This window comes from Ohtaekwangia kribbensis, assembly GCF_042676245.1.
GTDB classification, from domain to species: Bacteria; Bacteroidota; Bacteroidia; order Cytophagales; family Cyclobacteriaceae; genus Ohtaekwangia; species Ohtaekwangia kribbensis.
Genome location: NZ_JBHTKA010000008.1, coordinates 155407 through 170335, shown reverse-complemented (window position 1 = coordinate 170335; position 14929 = coordinate 155407). Strand labels below are relative to the sequence as shown.

The window sequence follows — 14929 nt, the reverse complement described above, 5'->3', positions numbered from 1 at the left end:
ACGGAGCAAGATATATATGAGATCATCAAGTACTTTGGTGGATCGAGAATAATAGATTCGCTGCCCCACGCTAGTTCATTACAGCCACGTGCTATTGCTGTTGCTCAAAAACTTTTTAATCTTTCTTCTAATCAATTTTCATGCTTCACGCCTTCACAACAAGTGAGGAACTACTCCAAATACTAAGAATAGTAATGAAGGTTCCTTCATTAACTTCATTCAGACTTGTTGGTGGTACTGCGCTGAGCCTTTTAAGGGGACATCGGATATCAGAAGATATCGCGATATGTTTGCTTCTGTAGTGTATGGATCTCTGAATTTTGTGGCAATTGAAAATGATATCAGAGGAGTGATTCCCTACGTAATTAATGATGATTCAATTTTAAATCTGCCTGTTGATCTCGATAATAATTTTGGTTTGCATTACATCTTGGAATGGCTGACGAAACTTTAATCAAAGCACATATTCTAAATTGGACTGAAGCAGAGTTTATATATACTGTTTTAGAAATTGAAAATATTCGCTTTGCTACCATAGAAGAAATAGCTTTGATGAAATTGGATCTCAAGAGGAGGACGGAAAAAAGATTTTTGGGATATGTCTGAATTTTTGAACAGTATAGCCTCGTGCATTTGCTTGAAGGATATTCAAAGAAATATCCTTGCAACGAAGTACAGGCTGTTATCAAGGGAATGTTAAACTTTGAAATTGCTGAGCAAGTGCCGGATCCGGTATGTCTGAAACAAAAGCACTGGGATCTAATAAGAGCTGAAATGCAGCAAGCTGTTTCTTTGCTCTGAGTATATAGTTCAATGCCCTCCCAATTTCTTCGCAAGCTCATGCTTATATAGCGGCCCCACCGGCAACTCCGTTTTGCCAATGAAGACTGCATTCAGATTATAAGAATCAATCTTATTCATAGCCACTATAAATGAACGATGAATACGAGTGAAGTCGTGCTCCGGCAGCATTTCTTCTAACGCTGTTATAGTTTGCTTGGTGATTACCTGTCGGTCGGGGAGGAAGATGCGAACATAATCCTTGAGACTTTCGATATAGCGAATCTCATCGACCATGATCTTTACCATTTTACGATCAGCACGCACATAGAGAAAGCGCTCTGTTTCGGTTGTGAGCGTTTCTTTATTGGATGCAGCATGCTTCTGCTCCGGATTTATAGCACGATGCACCGCGCGTAAAAAACGATCGAGCGAATACGGCTTCAAAAGATAATCAACCGCACCTAACTCAAAACCATCTACTGCGTAATCGCGATGGGCGGTAGTAAAAATTACCTTGGGAGGTGAAGGCAGCGCGCGCAGAAAATCGATGCCTGTTAACTTGGGCATGTTTATATCAAGGAAGATCAGGTCTACCGAATTGTTCTGAATAAACTCAAAGGCCGCCATAGCATGATGACACTCCCCGGCAATCTCGAGCATAGGAGTAGCATCAATATAGGTGCGCAGGATGTCTAACGCTGGTGGTTCATCATCCACCAGCAGACAACGGAGTTTGGGGGTCATGTTTCGATAAGTTTGATCGAGCCGAGTTCTATAGCCAGCGATACTACAAAAGTATCTGCGTCTTCGGTAATACGAAGTTCGTGTGCATTAGGATATAATAATTGAAGTCGTTTTTTTACATTTTGTAACCCCATGTGTATGGAGTTTGGATTGTTGTGATCAATAGCTCTGCCGTTGATTAGTTTGAACTTCAGCGCGGTTTCGTTTACCTGCAAGTCCAGACTCATCCAAGCTTGCTCAATCATTTCATTAGCGCCATGTTTGAAACTGTTTTCCAGGAAGGGCAATAGTAGAAGCGGTGCAATGGCATTTTTTTCAATGTCACCTTTTATGTTTACCGATATATCCAGTCGGCTGCCAAACCTGCCTTTCTCCAGTTCGATATAGTGAAGCAGCACTTCAACTTCTTTGCCGAGATTAACCGTAATGTTTGTACAATCCGTGAGTATATATCGCATCAGCTTGGAGAGCTTGAGAATAGCTTCCGGAGTTTCGTCTGATTTTTTTAAGGCGAGTGAATATATACTGTTCAGTGTGTTGAACATGAAGTGCGGATGGATTTGTCCTTTCAGAATTTCCAGTTCCGCTTTTATGCGCTCCTTTTCGAGTTGCTCGGTCTCGATTTTCTTTTGATACCAGTGCTTGATCAGTTTGATGGCAACGGCAAAGCCTGCGATCGTCATCGAACCACGTAAACCACCCATGAAGGAGAAGAAGAATGTCATGGCCTTGACGGGGTGATGGAGATATATCCGCAAAGGCGTGATCAGGTAATAATTCACGACAGGTGACAAGGCTGCTGCGATAAGTATTAGGGCGATTACCCAGACAAAACCAACCCAATACCGATCGCGAAAAATTATATACGGCAACACATAGTATATAATGGCATAGCTCAGAAACATGTGCTGTGGCAGGTATATGAACGACTCTATGTAGGATATAGCAAAGAAGTTCGTGGCACGACCTTCTATATAGTAAAAGCCGTAAATGAAACCCTGGAACGCCCAGCAGACAGTCCAGAATAAGGCGTGCCTGCCTAACCGGTAACTGGTTTTGTTCGACAAGACAAGTCTGGAAAAGAAACTATCCATATCTATAAACATACTCGATCGACTGATTAAAGTTTGATTCCATTACGGTTTGTAGACGAAAATGGAGGAATCGTAGACGGAATATTTTAATCGAAGTTCCAGGCATGCCGGTCTAGAAACACGATGCATCGGTCTTATCTGTGAAAATCGAGAGGCGTCTATTCCGTATTTCATTACTAAAAGACCCTTTTACTATGAAACGAATATTAACCCTTACAGCCGCGATACTGACTATAACAGTGTCAGCGTTTAGTCAGCAGGACAAATCACTTTACTGGGTGGTAGAAACCAATACGCAGATTAAAAATTACTCAGTAGTGCGATTCTATAACCACAACAATCAACTGGTGCATGAAGTAGCGATGGATCATGTACGCATTGATGTTACTAAACCAAAGCATCAGCGCAAGCTTAACCAACTGCTTAAAAATTATCAGGATCGTGTGGCCAGCACATCCAAAAGGAACAAGTCGAAACGATCGATTTGATTTAGATTAAATGGTTCGCCCGGCTACGAGATGGCCGGGCTTTTTTTGCTATAGCTATAGCATCAATGTATGGCTATTCTTCTTCCATATCCTTCAACTCGATCTCAAGTGCTTTTGTGCTGATGTATATTTCATTCAAGGAAAGTGCCAGCGACAGCAAAAGAAATATGAGACTTAATCCAAATATAGTGATAGCCCAGGTTTCATACTCCAGGTAAAAGAAAAGCATGCTGAGTACACAGAAGAAGAAACTGGTGATACCAGCAGCCTGCATGTGCTTAACAAGCATAAGTCTGAGTTTAAGATTTCGTATCTGTGCACGAATGATCTCGTGATTCTCCTGGATGGTTTTATACTTCGCGTGCAGGTTACGAATGAGTGTAGCCAAAGCCAGAAAGCGATTGGTATACGCCAGCATCAACAATGTAATAGCAGGAAAGAGAAGTGCCGGTGTATTAATGGAGATCTGTGTCATAAGTATATATAGTATATTATTCAACACGCTGCAGCGTGCGCAGCGATTTGGAGAACCAGCTTGTGGCCCCTACAACCACCAAGGTCATAAAACCACCAAAGATTACCGAGCGCACAACGCCCAACATACTGGCCGCAAGTCCGGATTCAAACATCCCGATCTCATTCGAAGACCCGATGAAGATATGATTTACTGCTGATACACGTCCTTTCATATTCTCAGGTGTAAGCGTCTGTAATAACGTTCCGCGAATGATTACGCTGACACAATCAAATACACCACTCATCATCAACAGGAACATTGATATCCAGAAATTTGTAGAAAGACCAAAGAGTATAATACAAACACCAAAGCCTGCAACACAATATAGTAAAAGCTTACCGGCATTTTGCCTGATCGGATGGTGTACCAGGTATAACGCCATCAGCAACGCACCTACACCCGGTGCAGCGCGCAGAAACCCAAGTCCTACTTTACCAACATGAAGTATAGTATCTGCAAAGATTGGAAGGAGCGCAACAGCGCCACCAAACAGTACAGCGAACAAGTCGAGCGATATAGCACTCAATACAATCTTGTTGTTATAAACAAACCGTAGCCCGGCCTTGATTTTCTCAACGATGCCTTCTTCGGTTGTAGTGGGTGGCAATGGTTTATCGCTCACCATAAAGGCGAGCATGAGGCCTGCTAAAACCAGTAGCACATCTGTTGTATACGCAACAGAAATTCCGAAAAATCCATAGAGCAATCCTCCGAGGGGAGGTCCGGATAGGGAAGCGGTTTCCCACAACGTGCTGTTCCATGTAATCGCGTTACTATATAATTCGCGTGGCACCAGTTGAGGCATGAACGCGAACAGCGCGGGTGTCATAAACCCACGCGCTATGCCACTGATGAAAATGACCGTATAGATGGGGAGCACACCAAAGTCGAGAAGAAACTGCCCGGGTTCAAGGGTGAAAAAAAGAAGACTGAATGAGCAGAGAAATAATGTGCTCAGGCATAGCAGTATAATTCGTTTACGCTGAACGACATCCGCCACGTGCCCCGCATATAGCGATACACTGATGGATGGTATAGCTTCAGCAAGTCCGATGAGTCCGAGGGATAGCGGGTCTTTTGTTATTTCATATACCTGCCACGCTACTACTACGGCTTGTATCTGTATAGCCAGTGTGGTGCAGAAGCGTGCTGAAATAAAATACCGGTAGTCTCTGATTTTTAGTGCTGCGTATGGAGAGGAGGTTGTACTCATACTGTTGTAAGAATCTTTTCAATTGCATCTACTGCCAGCTTTCTGCGTTGCTCGCGTTCGCCACGAATTTCAACGTATGGCACGGGCTGATTTTTCATTTCGTTAAGGTATAGCTGGTAAAGTTCTTCACGCTGATTGGGATGCTCACGCTGCGGATCTTCTTCCCAGGGTAAGTCTACATACGTTAACATATATAGGTCATACTTGCGCGTAGCAATCTGGTGAAGTATATCCGGGTGACAACTTCCGTATTTGAATTCACTCCATACTTTAATCACGTAGAGGTTGGTATCGCAGATCAATACCTGATTTGCATCACGCGTCCATTCTTCTTCCAATCGCAGCTGGCCATGTGCTATGGTTAACAGATCGTTTTCCACATACGGTCGCACCAGGTTGCCAATATAGCCACGTGCATATTCGGGTACCCAGGTGGTATGAAAGTGTTCTGCAAGAAATTTAGAGAGATCGGATTTCCCCGTGCACTCCGGACCGATTATCGCCACTTTCTTCACAGTGGGCAGATTGAAAGCATTCATAATGCGAAAATCGTTTATATTTCCCGGAATTTTTTTAGGAATACACATAAACATTTACCGGTGAAGCGAAGAAAAGCATTACGGCATATCGGTCTTGGATTTTCGGCTGGCTTGATGTTGCCATCCCTGTTAACTGCGTGTAAGGAAGATGATGCTACACCTTCTGTGAGGTATAACGGTGTAGTAGGAGTGATTGGTGCAGGTGCTGCTGGTTTACATGCTGCAGATATTCTGCGCAGCAACGGTATTCCGGTAAGAGTGTTCGAGGCATCGGGTCGTGTAGGAGGAAGAGTTCGCACCATGCAACGCACCACGCAGCCTGACGATGCATTGCTTTTTGATCCGAATAATTTACCGGTGAGTGAATTCCCAACCGAGTTTGGAGCTTCGTTTATTTCAGGCTCTGATTCTGCCTGGGGTAAAATAGTCGATCAGTTAAATGCACCGCTTATTGAAATCTATACGCAGGCCAGCGATATATTTATAGTAGACGGCTCCGTTAAGACTGCGGCTGATTTGCAGGGCGATGCTGATTTTATAGCGGCTAAGAATTTTGTGTCCGGTCTTGCTTCAAACTCATCAGCAGGTTCAGTGCAGCAGGCTATTGCGAGTGCTGGTATAAATGCGCGCATGTATACTATTCTTAATTCGTGGGTTGGAAATAAAGCCGGTACATCGAACGATGTGCTGGGAGTAAAAGCATTGGCTGAGGCAATTGCCTTAAGAACGCGAAACGACAAGCAATATATACTTCAGGCAAACCCGATGGAAGATGCTGTGCTTTCGCGATTCAGCAATGTTATACCTTACGTTGAGTTAAACAGCGCTATACAAAGCGTGAATTATACCGGAGATAAAATTACGCTCACCGGTGTAAAGAATGGAACGGAAGCATTTACCGCTGAAGTCGATCGTTTGGTTGTGTCAGTGCCGGTCTCTATACTCAAAGCGAATACTATAGCGTTTACACCTTCACTTCCTTCAGCAAAAGCAACGGCACTGAGTCGTATGGATATGGAAGCCAGTATTCGTGTACGTCTGGAATTCAAAAAGAATTTCTGGGGCATGGACAGCGCATTTATTTACGGAGGCGCACAAGCTCCCGAATATTTCAATGCAGGTATAGGGCGCGATGCCATGCAAAAAACGTTGGACATAACGATACAAGGTGCCAGGGCGCAAGAGCTGTCAGCTAAAGGTAAAGAGATGGTGCCTGTTATACTGGCAGAGCTGGATGCTGTATTCAACGGACAGGCTACTGAAAATGTGCGGAGAGATGCCTCGAATAATGTTCTGTCTGTCATTATGGATTGGACAAAGGTGCCTTATATCCGCGGAGGCGCTTCCTATGTTAAGCCCGGTGGAAGCAATGCAGATCGGATTTCATTATCAGAATCGGTGAACGGTAAAGTATTTTTTGCCGGAGAGGCAACCGATATAGCGGGCGATGCAGGCACGATCAGCGGTGCTATTCAATCTGCTGACCGTGCTGCCTCAGAGGTAATGGAGACCATTACACTGATATAGGTTTGGGTTATTCGTTCTTCAACGATTTTACGGGGTTTACAATAGCTGCTTTAATGGATTGATAGCTTACGGTGATCCAGGCGATCAGCAACGCTATAACACCTGCCAATAGAAATATGCCTACACCGAGTTGAATACGGTATGCAAAATTTTGCAGCCAGTTATCCATCATATACCATGCAAAGGGTGTTGCCAGTATAAAGGCTATCACAATCAGTTTTGTGAAATCTTTTGACAGCAATACAACAATGCCTCCTACGGATGCACCCAATACTTTGCGTATACCAATTTCTTTTGTGCGCAGGTTTGCTGTATAGGCTGCGAGTCCGAAGAGACCTACGCAAGCTATAATAATGGCCAGCCCTGAAAATATAGCGAACACTTTTCCGGCTCGTTGTTCCGATTCATATTGCGCATTCAGGTTCTGATCAAGGAACTGGTACTTGAAAGGTTGATCAGGTGCTAATTTTTTCCAGGCAGCTTCAATATCGCTTATAACAGTCGTTGCATTTTTACCTTTAACGCGTGCGTATGTATAGGCCGCACCGCCACCGAAGCTCTCGTTGCTTTGAATGGTAAGTGGTGTAACCGGATCGCGCAGCGACTGAAAATTAAAATCTTTAATGATGCCGATAATGGTATACTGTACCGTTACATTGCCTTGCTGCGTGCGTTGCACCTGCAATAATTTTTTACCGATCGGGTCTGCTATATCTAGCGTTTTCACAGCGGCCTCGTTGAGAATGATAGACAATGAATCGTTAGTTGATTCGGAGAAACCATGTCCTTCAGTAAATTCAAATCCAACGGTCTCGGCAAATGTATCATCTATACCCATCGTTTTTGTTGTGAGTATTTCAGATGATCCTTCCGGAGTAAATTGCGCACCAAAGAAATCGCCTTGTCTTCCGAGTAGTGAAAATGAGGTCGCAGCTTTCTCAACATTCCCGATGCGTTTTACTTCCTCGGTAAATGTTCGGGCGTTATTTTCCAATGCGAATACGCGTTCAATAACCAGCATCTGTTCTTTGTCATACCCCAGCGATTTGTTCTGCATATACTGCATCTGCTCTGCTACTACCATAGTGCCTACTATCAGTACAATAGAAATAAAGAACTGAAATACAACGAGACCATTGCGTAACCACGTACCTTTTGTGTTGCTGGTAAAATTACCTTTCATAACAACAACCGGATTGAATGATGACAGCGCGAATGCAGGATAACTGCCTGCAAGAAAACCAACGACCAATGCTATACCGAGCAAAGCAAGGGGCAGTAAACCTGTGAAATCAAGTGTAAGATGTTTGTCAACGAGGTTGTTGAAATAGGGAAGTGCAAACCATGTTATGGTGAGCGCAAGTGCGGTAGCAAATAAACTTAGCACAATGGACTCTGTGAGGAATTGAAATACCAGTTGACTCTTCAGTGAGCCCATGGTTTTGCGTACACCAACTTCACGCGCACGCTCGGCCGAGCGTGCTGTAGCAAGATTCATAAAATTGATACAGGCTATAACGAGTATGAGTACTGCTACCGATATAAGGAAGTATACATAGTTAAGATTACCACCGGGCTGCATCTTTGCTTCGATGTTACGCGGGTCAAGATGAATTGATTTCAGAGGTTGCAGAAAATATGTATACCCGTTTCCTTCTTTTTTATAGTCTTCCCATGACTTGCCGAGGTCGCGCTCTATCTGTGCAGCAGCGTAAGTGTCAACCATCTTCGGCAATTTAGTTTGCAGCGCCTTGGCATCTGCCCCGGGTTTCAATTGTATATATACATGCGCTGAGAAAGTTGTGAAGTTACTTTGATTGCCACCACCGAAGAAATTATCATCCCACTTGGAAAGGAAGTCAAATTTGAAATGCGAGTTATCGGGTATATTTTCACATATGCCACTTACGTGAAAATCCTGGTTGAACATTCGGATTGTTTTGCCAACAGGATCGTTATTGCCAAAGTATCGCTTCGCTGTTTCCTCTGTAAGCACTACATCATTCCGTTGCAGTAATACTTTTTTTGGATCGCCCTTCAAAACACGAATACTGAAGAAAGTAAAGAAGTTGGAATCAGCAGCCATGATAAAGTCTTCTTCAAATTGCTTTACTTCATCACGTTCATCTTTATAGTTTACTACAACCTGGTTGATCGGTCCGCCCATCTTGACCACACTGGCAATTTCAGGGAAATCGTGTTGCATCACATCGGCATACGAGTGAGGAATGATGGCATAGTTGGTAGAATGATTCGGATACTTTCGCTCCAATGCGACTTTATAAATGTTGTCGGCATTGGAGTGGAATGAGTCGTATGAGAACTCATTGGTAACAAACATAACGATCAAAATACAACTGGCTATACCAGTTGAAAGGCCCAGTACATTAATGATGGTGTAGACCTTTTGTTTGATCAGGCTTCGGATGGCAATGCGCAGGTAATTTTTCAGCATAGCAAAAGTTCTCTGGTAATTTTCAGAAATGCAATACCCTACGCCTCGGTATATCGCCAAAGGCTATAAATAAAAAAATCGTCCGTTGCCGGACGATTTTCAAAAGTATATATAGTCTCTTAAGGATGAATTAGTCTTGCAGCATTTTCAGCAGCGTAGAAATTCTGTTCTTCAGGTTTCTGCGATCGATGATAAAATCGAGGAAGCCGTGTTCCAACACAAACTCAGCGCTCTGAAATCCTTTTGGCAGATCTTTACCGATGGTTTCGCGGATAACACGCGGCCCGGCAAACCCGATGAGGGAACCTGGTTCAGCAATGTTAAAGTCTCCCAACATAGCATACGATGCTGTTACACCACCCGTTGTAGGGTCTGTCAGCAAGGATATATAGGGAATCTTTGCCTGATCAAGCAACGCGATCTTGGCGGAAGTTTTGGCCATCTGCATCAGCGATAAACCCGCTTCCATCATACGCGCACCGCCCGAGCGGGAGATCATGAGGAAAGGTTTCTTGTTTTTGAGACTGTGGTCCATCGCGCGGGCAATTTTCTCGCCCACAACGGAACCCATTGAACCACCAATGAACGTGAAGTCCATACAAGCGATGGTAATATCAAGTCCGTTTATTTTTCCGTAGGCCGTACGAACCGCATCCTTCAGTTGAGATTTCTCCTGCGATTCCTTGATGCGTTTCGGATATGCTTTTGTGTCTTTGAAAGTCAGCGGGTCAGCAGACTCCATGTTCGGGTCGAGCTCAGTAAATTCATTGTTGTCGAACAGTACTTCAAAATACTCTTCGGAGCCTATACGCACATGATAATCTTCTTCGGGCACTACGTAGGCGTTGCTCTTCAGCTCCCGGGTGTGAATGATCTTGCCGGCAGGCGATTTAAACCATAGTCCGTCAGGCACCTCACGTTTCGATTCCGTAGGTGTTACTATACCTTTATCACTGCGTTTGAACCAAGCCATGTGTTAAAAAAAATTTTAGTAAAAAATAAAGCCGATGCATCGGGAAAGATACATCGGCTTGTTCGATAAATAAACTATGCCACGTCAATCGACTTGTCGAGGTATACATCCTGAATCACATTCAGAATCTCTACACCTTCTTTCAATGGACGCTGGAATGCTTTTCTACCAGAGATCAGACCCATACCACCAGCACGTTTGTTGATAACAGCTGTGCGTACTGCATCTGCTAAATCACTCTGACCTTTTGACTCTCCTCCAGAGTTGATCAAACCTGCGCGGCCCATGAAGCAGTTTGCTACCTGGTAGCGGCAAAGATCGATCGGGTGATCAGAAGTTAAATCTGTATAAATTCTTTCATCCAGTTTACCGTAGCTGCTTCCACCGGTGTTCAATGCTTTGTAACCACCGTTGTTCTCAGCAAGTTTTTGTTTGATGATGTCCGCCTGGATTGTTACACCCAGGTGGTTTGCCTGACCAGTTAAGTCAGCAGATACGTGATAATCAACACCACCTTGTTTGAAAGCGTTATTACGGGTATAGCACCACAGTATAGTACCCATACCTAATTGATGTGCCTTTTCAAAAGCTGCAGCAACTTCCTGGATCTGACGCGTAGCGTTGTCTGAGCCGAAATATATAGTTGCTCCAACAGCAACTGCTCCCAGGTTCCATGCATCTTCTACAGAGCCGAACATGATCTCGTCAGCTTTGTTAGGATAGGTAAGGAGCTCGTTGTGGTTGATCTTTACAATGAAAGGAATGCGGTGGGCATATTTTCTTGACATCATCGCCAGCACACCGTATGTAGTAGCCACTCCGTTGCAACCACCTTCGATAGCAAGCTTGATAATATTTTCAGGATCAAAGTAGTCTGGGTTCTTTGCAAAAGATGCACCGGCACTGTGCTCGATACCTTGATCGATCGGAAGAATAGAAAGGAAGCCAGTGTTCGCGAGGCGACCTGTTCCGAATAATTGCTGGAGACTTCTCAATACCTGCGGAGAGCGGTTTGATTGTACGAAGATGTTGTCTACAAAATTCGGATTCGGAAGATGAAGGCGATCTTTTGAAATAGTTTTGCTCTGGTGCTTCAACAGGAAATCTGCGTCTTTGCCCAAAAGCTCTACGATGTTCTTTGCCATAATTATTAATTATTGGTCTGGTTATGGTTTTTTAATGAGCGGGGACAAAGTTATTAATTATTTAATTGTATGCTAATTAACGCAAATTTCGCGGTTTTTGACGTCATTCAATCGTGTTAGATTTTTACTTTGGAATTTTTATTCTCACGGAAGTGAAAAATTTCAGACTACTAAAGCCTCCCAATGCCGAAATAAAAAGGTGCTGAAAAGCAAAAAGCCATTCCGAAAATTCGGAATGGCCTTCTGATGTTTTGAATCGGTACCGCTTAAAGCTTTTCCTTGATACGGGCAGCCTTACCTTGACGGCCTTTCATGTAGTACAGTTTCGCTCTGCGAACTTTACCTTGCTTCAATACTTCGATTTTATCGATAGTAGGAGATACGATTGGGAAGATACGCTCAACACCTACACCATTAGATACTTTTCTTACTGTGAAGGTCTCACCGTTTGTTCCGAATCCTCTGCGCTGGATTACAGTGCCCTGGAATTGCTGGATACGCTCTTTGTTACCTTCTTTTATTTTCACGTGAACGTTGATAGTATCACCAGGATTGAAGCTGGGAACAGATTCACGGACTTTCGCAAATTCCTGCTCAACTAATTTAATTAAGTCTGCCATAACTCGATGGTTTTGAAAATTGGACTGCAAATGTATGGAAAGAATTGAGAAATTCAGAGGCAAGCCCCAAGATTTAACTGATTAATTATCAAAGCCTCCAAATTCATCTGTTTTCGCAGGTTTGGGCTTCGATGGTTCCGTACAAATCTGCGAATAATTAAGTCTGAAAGCATTATTTCAGCAGTTCTGGTCTTCGCTGGCGGGTGCGTTCCAGCGATTGCTCGTGTCGCCACTCTTCAATTTTGGTGGCATGCCCGGAAAGTAAAACGTCTGGAACTTTCCATCCCTTATACTCTGCTGGTCGGGTATATACGGGTGGGGCAATCAGATTATCTTGGAAGGAATCACTTAATGCCGATGTCTCATCCGATAATACTCCAGGAATTAACCTGATCACGGCATCAGCAACAACGGCTGCAGCCAGCTCTCCTCCCGAAAGAACATAATCCCCAATGCTTATTTCGCGGGTTATCAGATGCTCGCGAACACGTTCGTCTACACCTTTGTAATGGCCGCAGAGCAGGATTAAATTTTTCTTCAGACTAAGTTCATTGGCAAGAGACTGATTCAGCCGCTGACCATCCGGACTCATATAAATTATATCATCGTACTCGCGTTTCGATTTAAGATCGGCAATACAATTATCGATTGGCTCAATCATCATCACCATGCCGGCACCACCACCAAAAGCATAGTCATCGGTAGTGCGATGCTTGTTGGTTGCGTATTGACGTAAGTCAATCACGTTAACGGTAACTATACCTTTTGCCTGTGCTCTCTTTAAGATAGAATCCGAGAACGGACTCTCAACAAGTTTGGGTAACGTGGTAATGATATCGATGTGCATATATATACTACTAAAGACAAATAACTCAAAAGTCAGTAACTCTCAATAAGATTAACATCAGATATCCAGAAAGCCCTCCGGAAGATCTACACTGATTTTCTTCTTGGATTTATTTATACTCGTAATGAAGGGGCTGTTCACCGGAATCAATACTTCTTTACCATCATGCATTAGTACCAGTAAACGATTAGCACCGGCCTGCATCACTTCCGTTACATTTCCCAGCACACCGCTTGTCTCATCGATCACTTCGAAGTCTATTACTTCATCATCGTAGAACTCGCCACGTGTAGATTTAGGACGCGCTGTCTTCGGTAAATATATAGTCTGCTTGGAAATTTTTCCGGCATCTTCAGCAGAGTCAACATCCTCAAACTTTACAAATGCTTTCGCTCCGCGCACCGACACCTGCTGAATGAAGTACGGAACGAGCCGCTCATTGCTTGCGAGAAATACAGCGTCTAAAGTAGCGAAGTCGTTGGGAGTATCCGGATCGATAGAAACCGTTACTTCTCCTTTTAAACCGTGTGGTTTTAAAACCAAACCTATTTTATAGCACGAATCAATATTCATGGAGGCACATTCCTAAAATAAATATGCCGGTCCCGAAGAAGATCGGAACCGGCACACAATTCAATTTCAAATAATTAAGCTTGTTCAGCAGCAGGAGCTTCGCCTTCAGCGGCAGCTTCAGCAGGAGCTGATGGAGCAGCGGCAGCAACTTCAGCTTTCTTACGAATAGCTTCAGCACGAGCTTCTTTCACTTTTGTTTCAGCAGCTTTACGAGCTTTCAGGTCAGCTTGTTTAGCTTCTGAAAGTTTGTTGCGCTTCGCTTCGATCTTGGCATCTTTACCTTTCAACCAGTCAGCTAATTTAGCATCAGCCTGGTCTTGTGTTAAAGCACCTTTAATAACACCAATCTGGAGGTGCTTCTTCATTAAGATACCACGGTAAGAAAGCATAGCTTTAACAGTATCGCTAGGCTGTGCACCGTTCATAACCCAATGAAAAGCGCGATCGTCTTTCAGGTCGATCGTTGCAGGGTTGGTGAGGGGATTATAAGTCCCGATTTTTTCAATAAAGCGTCCATCGCGTGGAGCTCTGGCGTCAGCAACGACTACATCGAACATCGCCAGTTTCTTGCGGCCTCTGCGGGCCAATCTGATTTTAACCATCTCTTGTTAGTTTTTAAAATGTGGAACTCGTCCTGATTTTTAAAGGTCGCAAAGTTAACGCTTTTTTTTGGCCCGACAACCCTTCGTAACGAATTGGCTGACATTCGCCTAGTTCAAAGTCTTGTTGATCGCGGTTAACTTGTGCACCAGTTGATTTAACGTGCTGTCTTGCCCGTCTAATTCAACAACTATGGAGATTGAATTGTTTTTCTCTTTTCGCGTGTACGGAACATTTGCCTCCTGCACACCGCTATCCTGATAAAGCGAGAAAAAATTGAAATTCAGAATTTTGCTAATCCTTTCCAGCTGATCTGTTTTGATCTCACTTCGTTCGAAGATATCATAAACATTACGTGAACTTGTGTTCAGCCTTTTGGCAAATTCTGAAAGTTTAAGGCCAGATTCTTTATATCTGATTTCAATTTCTCGTCCAATGTGTAACGCCATGTCACAAACTTAGAGCGCTTCTTACATACCGTGCGATTCCGTGCGTGTGAATTTTGTGCGCTAAAAATGTGATTTTTTGTCACGTTGAATTATAATTACATCGAATTGAGAACAATTATATCCGATTCAACCGTACAGTCAAATGAAGTTTAAACATATAACCGCGAACACGAGCCCATTCTAAAGTGAAAGATTCGAAGCTTATTCTCTCCAGGATACATAGTCCCATCAAACCTGATAGCTTTTAATTTCCAGAGCGGACAAAGGCACTTCTCATTCGTGTGAAGTGCCTTTTTTTATGAATTAACCCGCAAATAATTGTTTATGCGATTTAACGGTTTTTTTATGAAAACCACCTTCTC

At 43.5% G+C, this 14929-nt stretch carries 17 protein-coding genes; 4 read left to right on the top strand and 13 right to left on the bottom strand.

Annotated features, from left to right (window positions below; all coding sequences use genetic code 11):
- Nucleotides 1-140: 140 nt before the first annotated feature.
- Both ACFQ21_RS21450 and ACFQ21_RS21445 read left to right on the top strand, forming a co-directional pair.
- Nucleotides 141-302 (top strand): nucleotidyl transferase AbiEii/AbiGii toxin family protein, encoded by a 162-nt coding sequence (locus ACFQ21_RS21450; protein WP_377582470.1) that lies wholly within the window; start codon nucleotides 141-143, stop codon nucleotides 300-302.
- Between the two features lie 133 nt (nucleotides 303-435).
- Entirely contained in the window at nucleotides 436-606 is a 171-nt protein-coding gene (locus tag ACFQ21_RS21445) for a hypothetical protein (RefSeq protein ID WP_377582467.1), read from the top strand.
- Between the two features lie 204 nt (nucleotides 607-810).
- Here ACFQ21_RS21445 and ACFQ21_RS21440 read toward each other — a convergent pair whose 3' ends face one another.
- On the bottom strand, nucleotides 811-1527 hold the full coding sequence (locus ACFQ21_RS21440) for a LytR/AlgR family response regulator transcription factor (RefSeq protein WP_377582464.1): 717 nt from the start codon (nucleotides 1525-1527) through the stop codon (nucleotides 811-813).
- Entirely contained in the window at nucleotides 1524-2621 is a 1098-nt protein-coding gene (locus ACFQ21_RS21435) for a sensor histidine kinase (protein ID WP_377582461.1), read from the bottom strand. The genes ACFQ21_RS21440 and ACFQ21_RS21435 overlap by 4 nt, the downstream gene beginning before the upstream one ends.
- A 194-nt stretch (nucleotides 2622-2815) precedes the next feature.
- On the opposite strand from ACFQ21_RS21435, the gene ACFQ21_RS21430 reads away from it, so the two are divergent.
- On the top strand, nucleotides 2816-3109 hold the full coding sequence (locus ACFQ21_RS21430) for a hypothetical protein (RefSeq protein WP_377582459.1): 294 nt from the start codon (nucleotides 2816-2818) through the stop codon (nucleotides 3107-3109).
- Between the two features lie 73 nt (nucleotides 3110-3182).
- Here the strand turns inward: ACFQ21_RS21430 and ACFQ21_RS21425 are convergent, their stop codons facing one another.
- Genes ACFQ21_RS21425 through ACFQ21_RS21415 form a run of 3 tightly spaced genes read right to left on the bottom strand, consistent with a single transcriptional unit; the run spans nucleotide 3183 to nucleotide 5378 of the window.
- On the bottom strand, nucleotides 3183-3584 hold the full coding sequence (locus ACFQ21_RS21425; RefSeq protein WP_377582456.1) for a DUF2721 domain-containing protein: 402 nt from the start codon (nucleotides 3582-3584) through the stop codon (nucleotides 3183-3185).
- Nucleotides 3585-3600: 16 nt separating this feature from the next.
- A complete protein-coding gene (locus tag ACFQ21_RS21420; protein ID WP_377582453.1) occupies nucleotides 3601-4839 on the bottom strand; it encodes an MFS transporter in 1239 nt (412 codons plus the stop codon).
- Nucleotides 4836-5378: an AAA family ATPase gene (locus ACFQ21_RS21415; protein ID WP_377582450.1), complete on the bottom strand. Its 543-nt coding sequence runs from the start codon at nucleotides 5376-5378 to the stop codon at nucleotides 4836-4838. The genes ACFQ21_RS21420 and ACFQ21_RS21415 overlap by 4 nt, the downstream gene beginning before the upstream one ends.
- Nucleotides 5379-5438: 60 nt before the next feature.
- Between ACFQ21_RS21415 and ACFQ21_RS21410 the strand changes: the two genes are divergently transcribed.
- Nucleotides 5439-6905 carry a flavin monoamine oxidase family protein gene (locus tag ACFQ21_RS21410; protein ID WP_377582447.1) on the top strand — a complete coding sequence of 489 codons (1467 nt, stop codon included), beginning with the start codon at nucleotides 5439-5441 and terminating at the stop codon, nucleotides 6903-6905.
- 7 nt (nucleotides 6906-6912) lie between these two features.
- On the opposite strand, the gene ACFQ21_RS21405 is transcribed toward ACFQ21_RS21410, so the two are convergent.
- From ACFQ21_RS21405 to ACFQ21_RS21370, 8 genes are all read right to left on the bottom strand, one after another.
- The gene (locus ACFQ21_RS21405) at nucleotides 6913-9360 is read right to left on the bottom strand and encodes an ABC transporter permease (RefSeq protein ID WP_377582445.1); all 2448 of its coding nucleotides are present in this window, start codon (nucleotides 9358-9360) and stop codon (nucleotides 6913-6915) included.
- A 130-nt stretch (nucleotides 9361-9490) separates the two neighbouring features.
- Nucleotides 9491-10333 carry an acetyl-CoA carboxylase, carboxyltransferase subunit beta gene (gene accD / locus ACFQ21_RS21400; RefSeq protein WP_377582442.1) on the bottom strand — a complete coding sequence of 281 codons (843 nt, stop codon included), beginning with the start codon at nucleotides 10331-10333 and terminating at the stop codon, nucleotides 9491-9493.
- 74 nt (nucleotides 10334-10407) lie between these two features.
- Nucleotides 10408-11478 carry a class I fructose-bisphosphate aldolase gene (locus ACFQ21_RS21395; protein WP_377582440.1) on the bottom strand — a complete coding sequence of 357 codons (1071 nt, stop codon included), beginning with the start codon at nucleotides 11476-11478 and terminating at the stop codon, nucleotides 10408-10410.
- A gap of 266 nt (nucleotides 11479-11744) precedes the next feature.
- Nucleotides 11745-12098 (bottom strand): 50S ribosomal protein L19, encoded by a 354-nt coding sequence (gene rplS, locus ACFQ21_RS21390; protein ID WP_377582437.1) that lies wholly within the window; start codon nucleotides 12096-12098, stop codon nucleotides 11745-11747.
- Between the two features lie 172 nt (nucleotides 12099-12270).
- On the bottom strand, nucleotides 12271-12945 hold the full coding sequence (trmD, locus tag ACFQ21_RS21385) for a tRNA (guanosine(37)-N1)-methyltransferase TrmD (RefSeq protein ID WP_377582434.1): 675 nt from the start codon (nucleotides 12943-12945) through the stop codon (nucleotides 12271-12273).
- Nucleotides 12946-13002: 57 nt separating this feature from the next.
- On the bottom strand, nucleotides 13003-13518 hold the full coding sequence (gene rimM, locus ACFQ21_RS21380) for a ribosome maturation factor RimM (protein WP_377582431.1): 516 nt from the start codon (nucleotides 13516-13518) through the stop codon (nucleotides 13003-13005).
- Nucleotides 13519-13592: 74 nt separating this feature from the next.
- Nucleotides 13593-14120: a 30S ribosomal protein S16 gene (locus ACFQ21_RS21375; protein WP_377582428.1), complete on the bottom strand. Its 528-nt coding sequence runs from the start codon at nucleotides 14118-14120 to the stop codon at nucleotides 13593-13595.
- A gap of 108 nt (nucleotides 14121-14228) precedes the next feature.
- Nucleotides 14229-14567 carry a hypothetical protein gene (locus ACFQ21_RS21370; RefSeq protein ID WP_377582426.1) on the bottom strand — a complete coding sequence of 113 codons (339 nt, stop codon included), beginning with the start codon at nucleotides 14565-14567 and terminating at the stop codon, nucleotides 14229-14231.
- Nucleotides 14568-14929 lie beyond the last annotated feature (362 nt).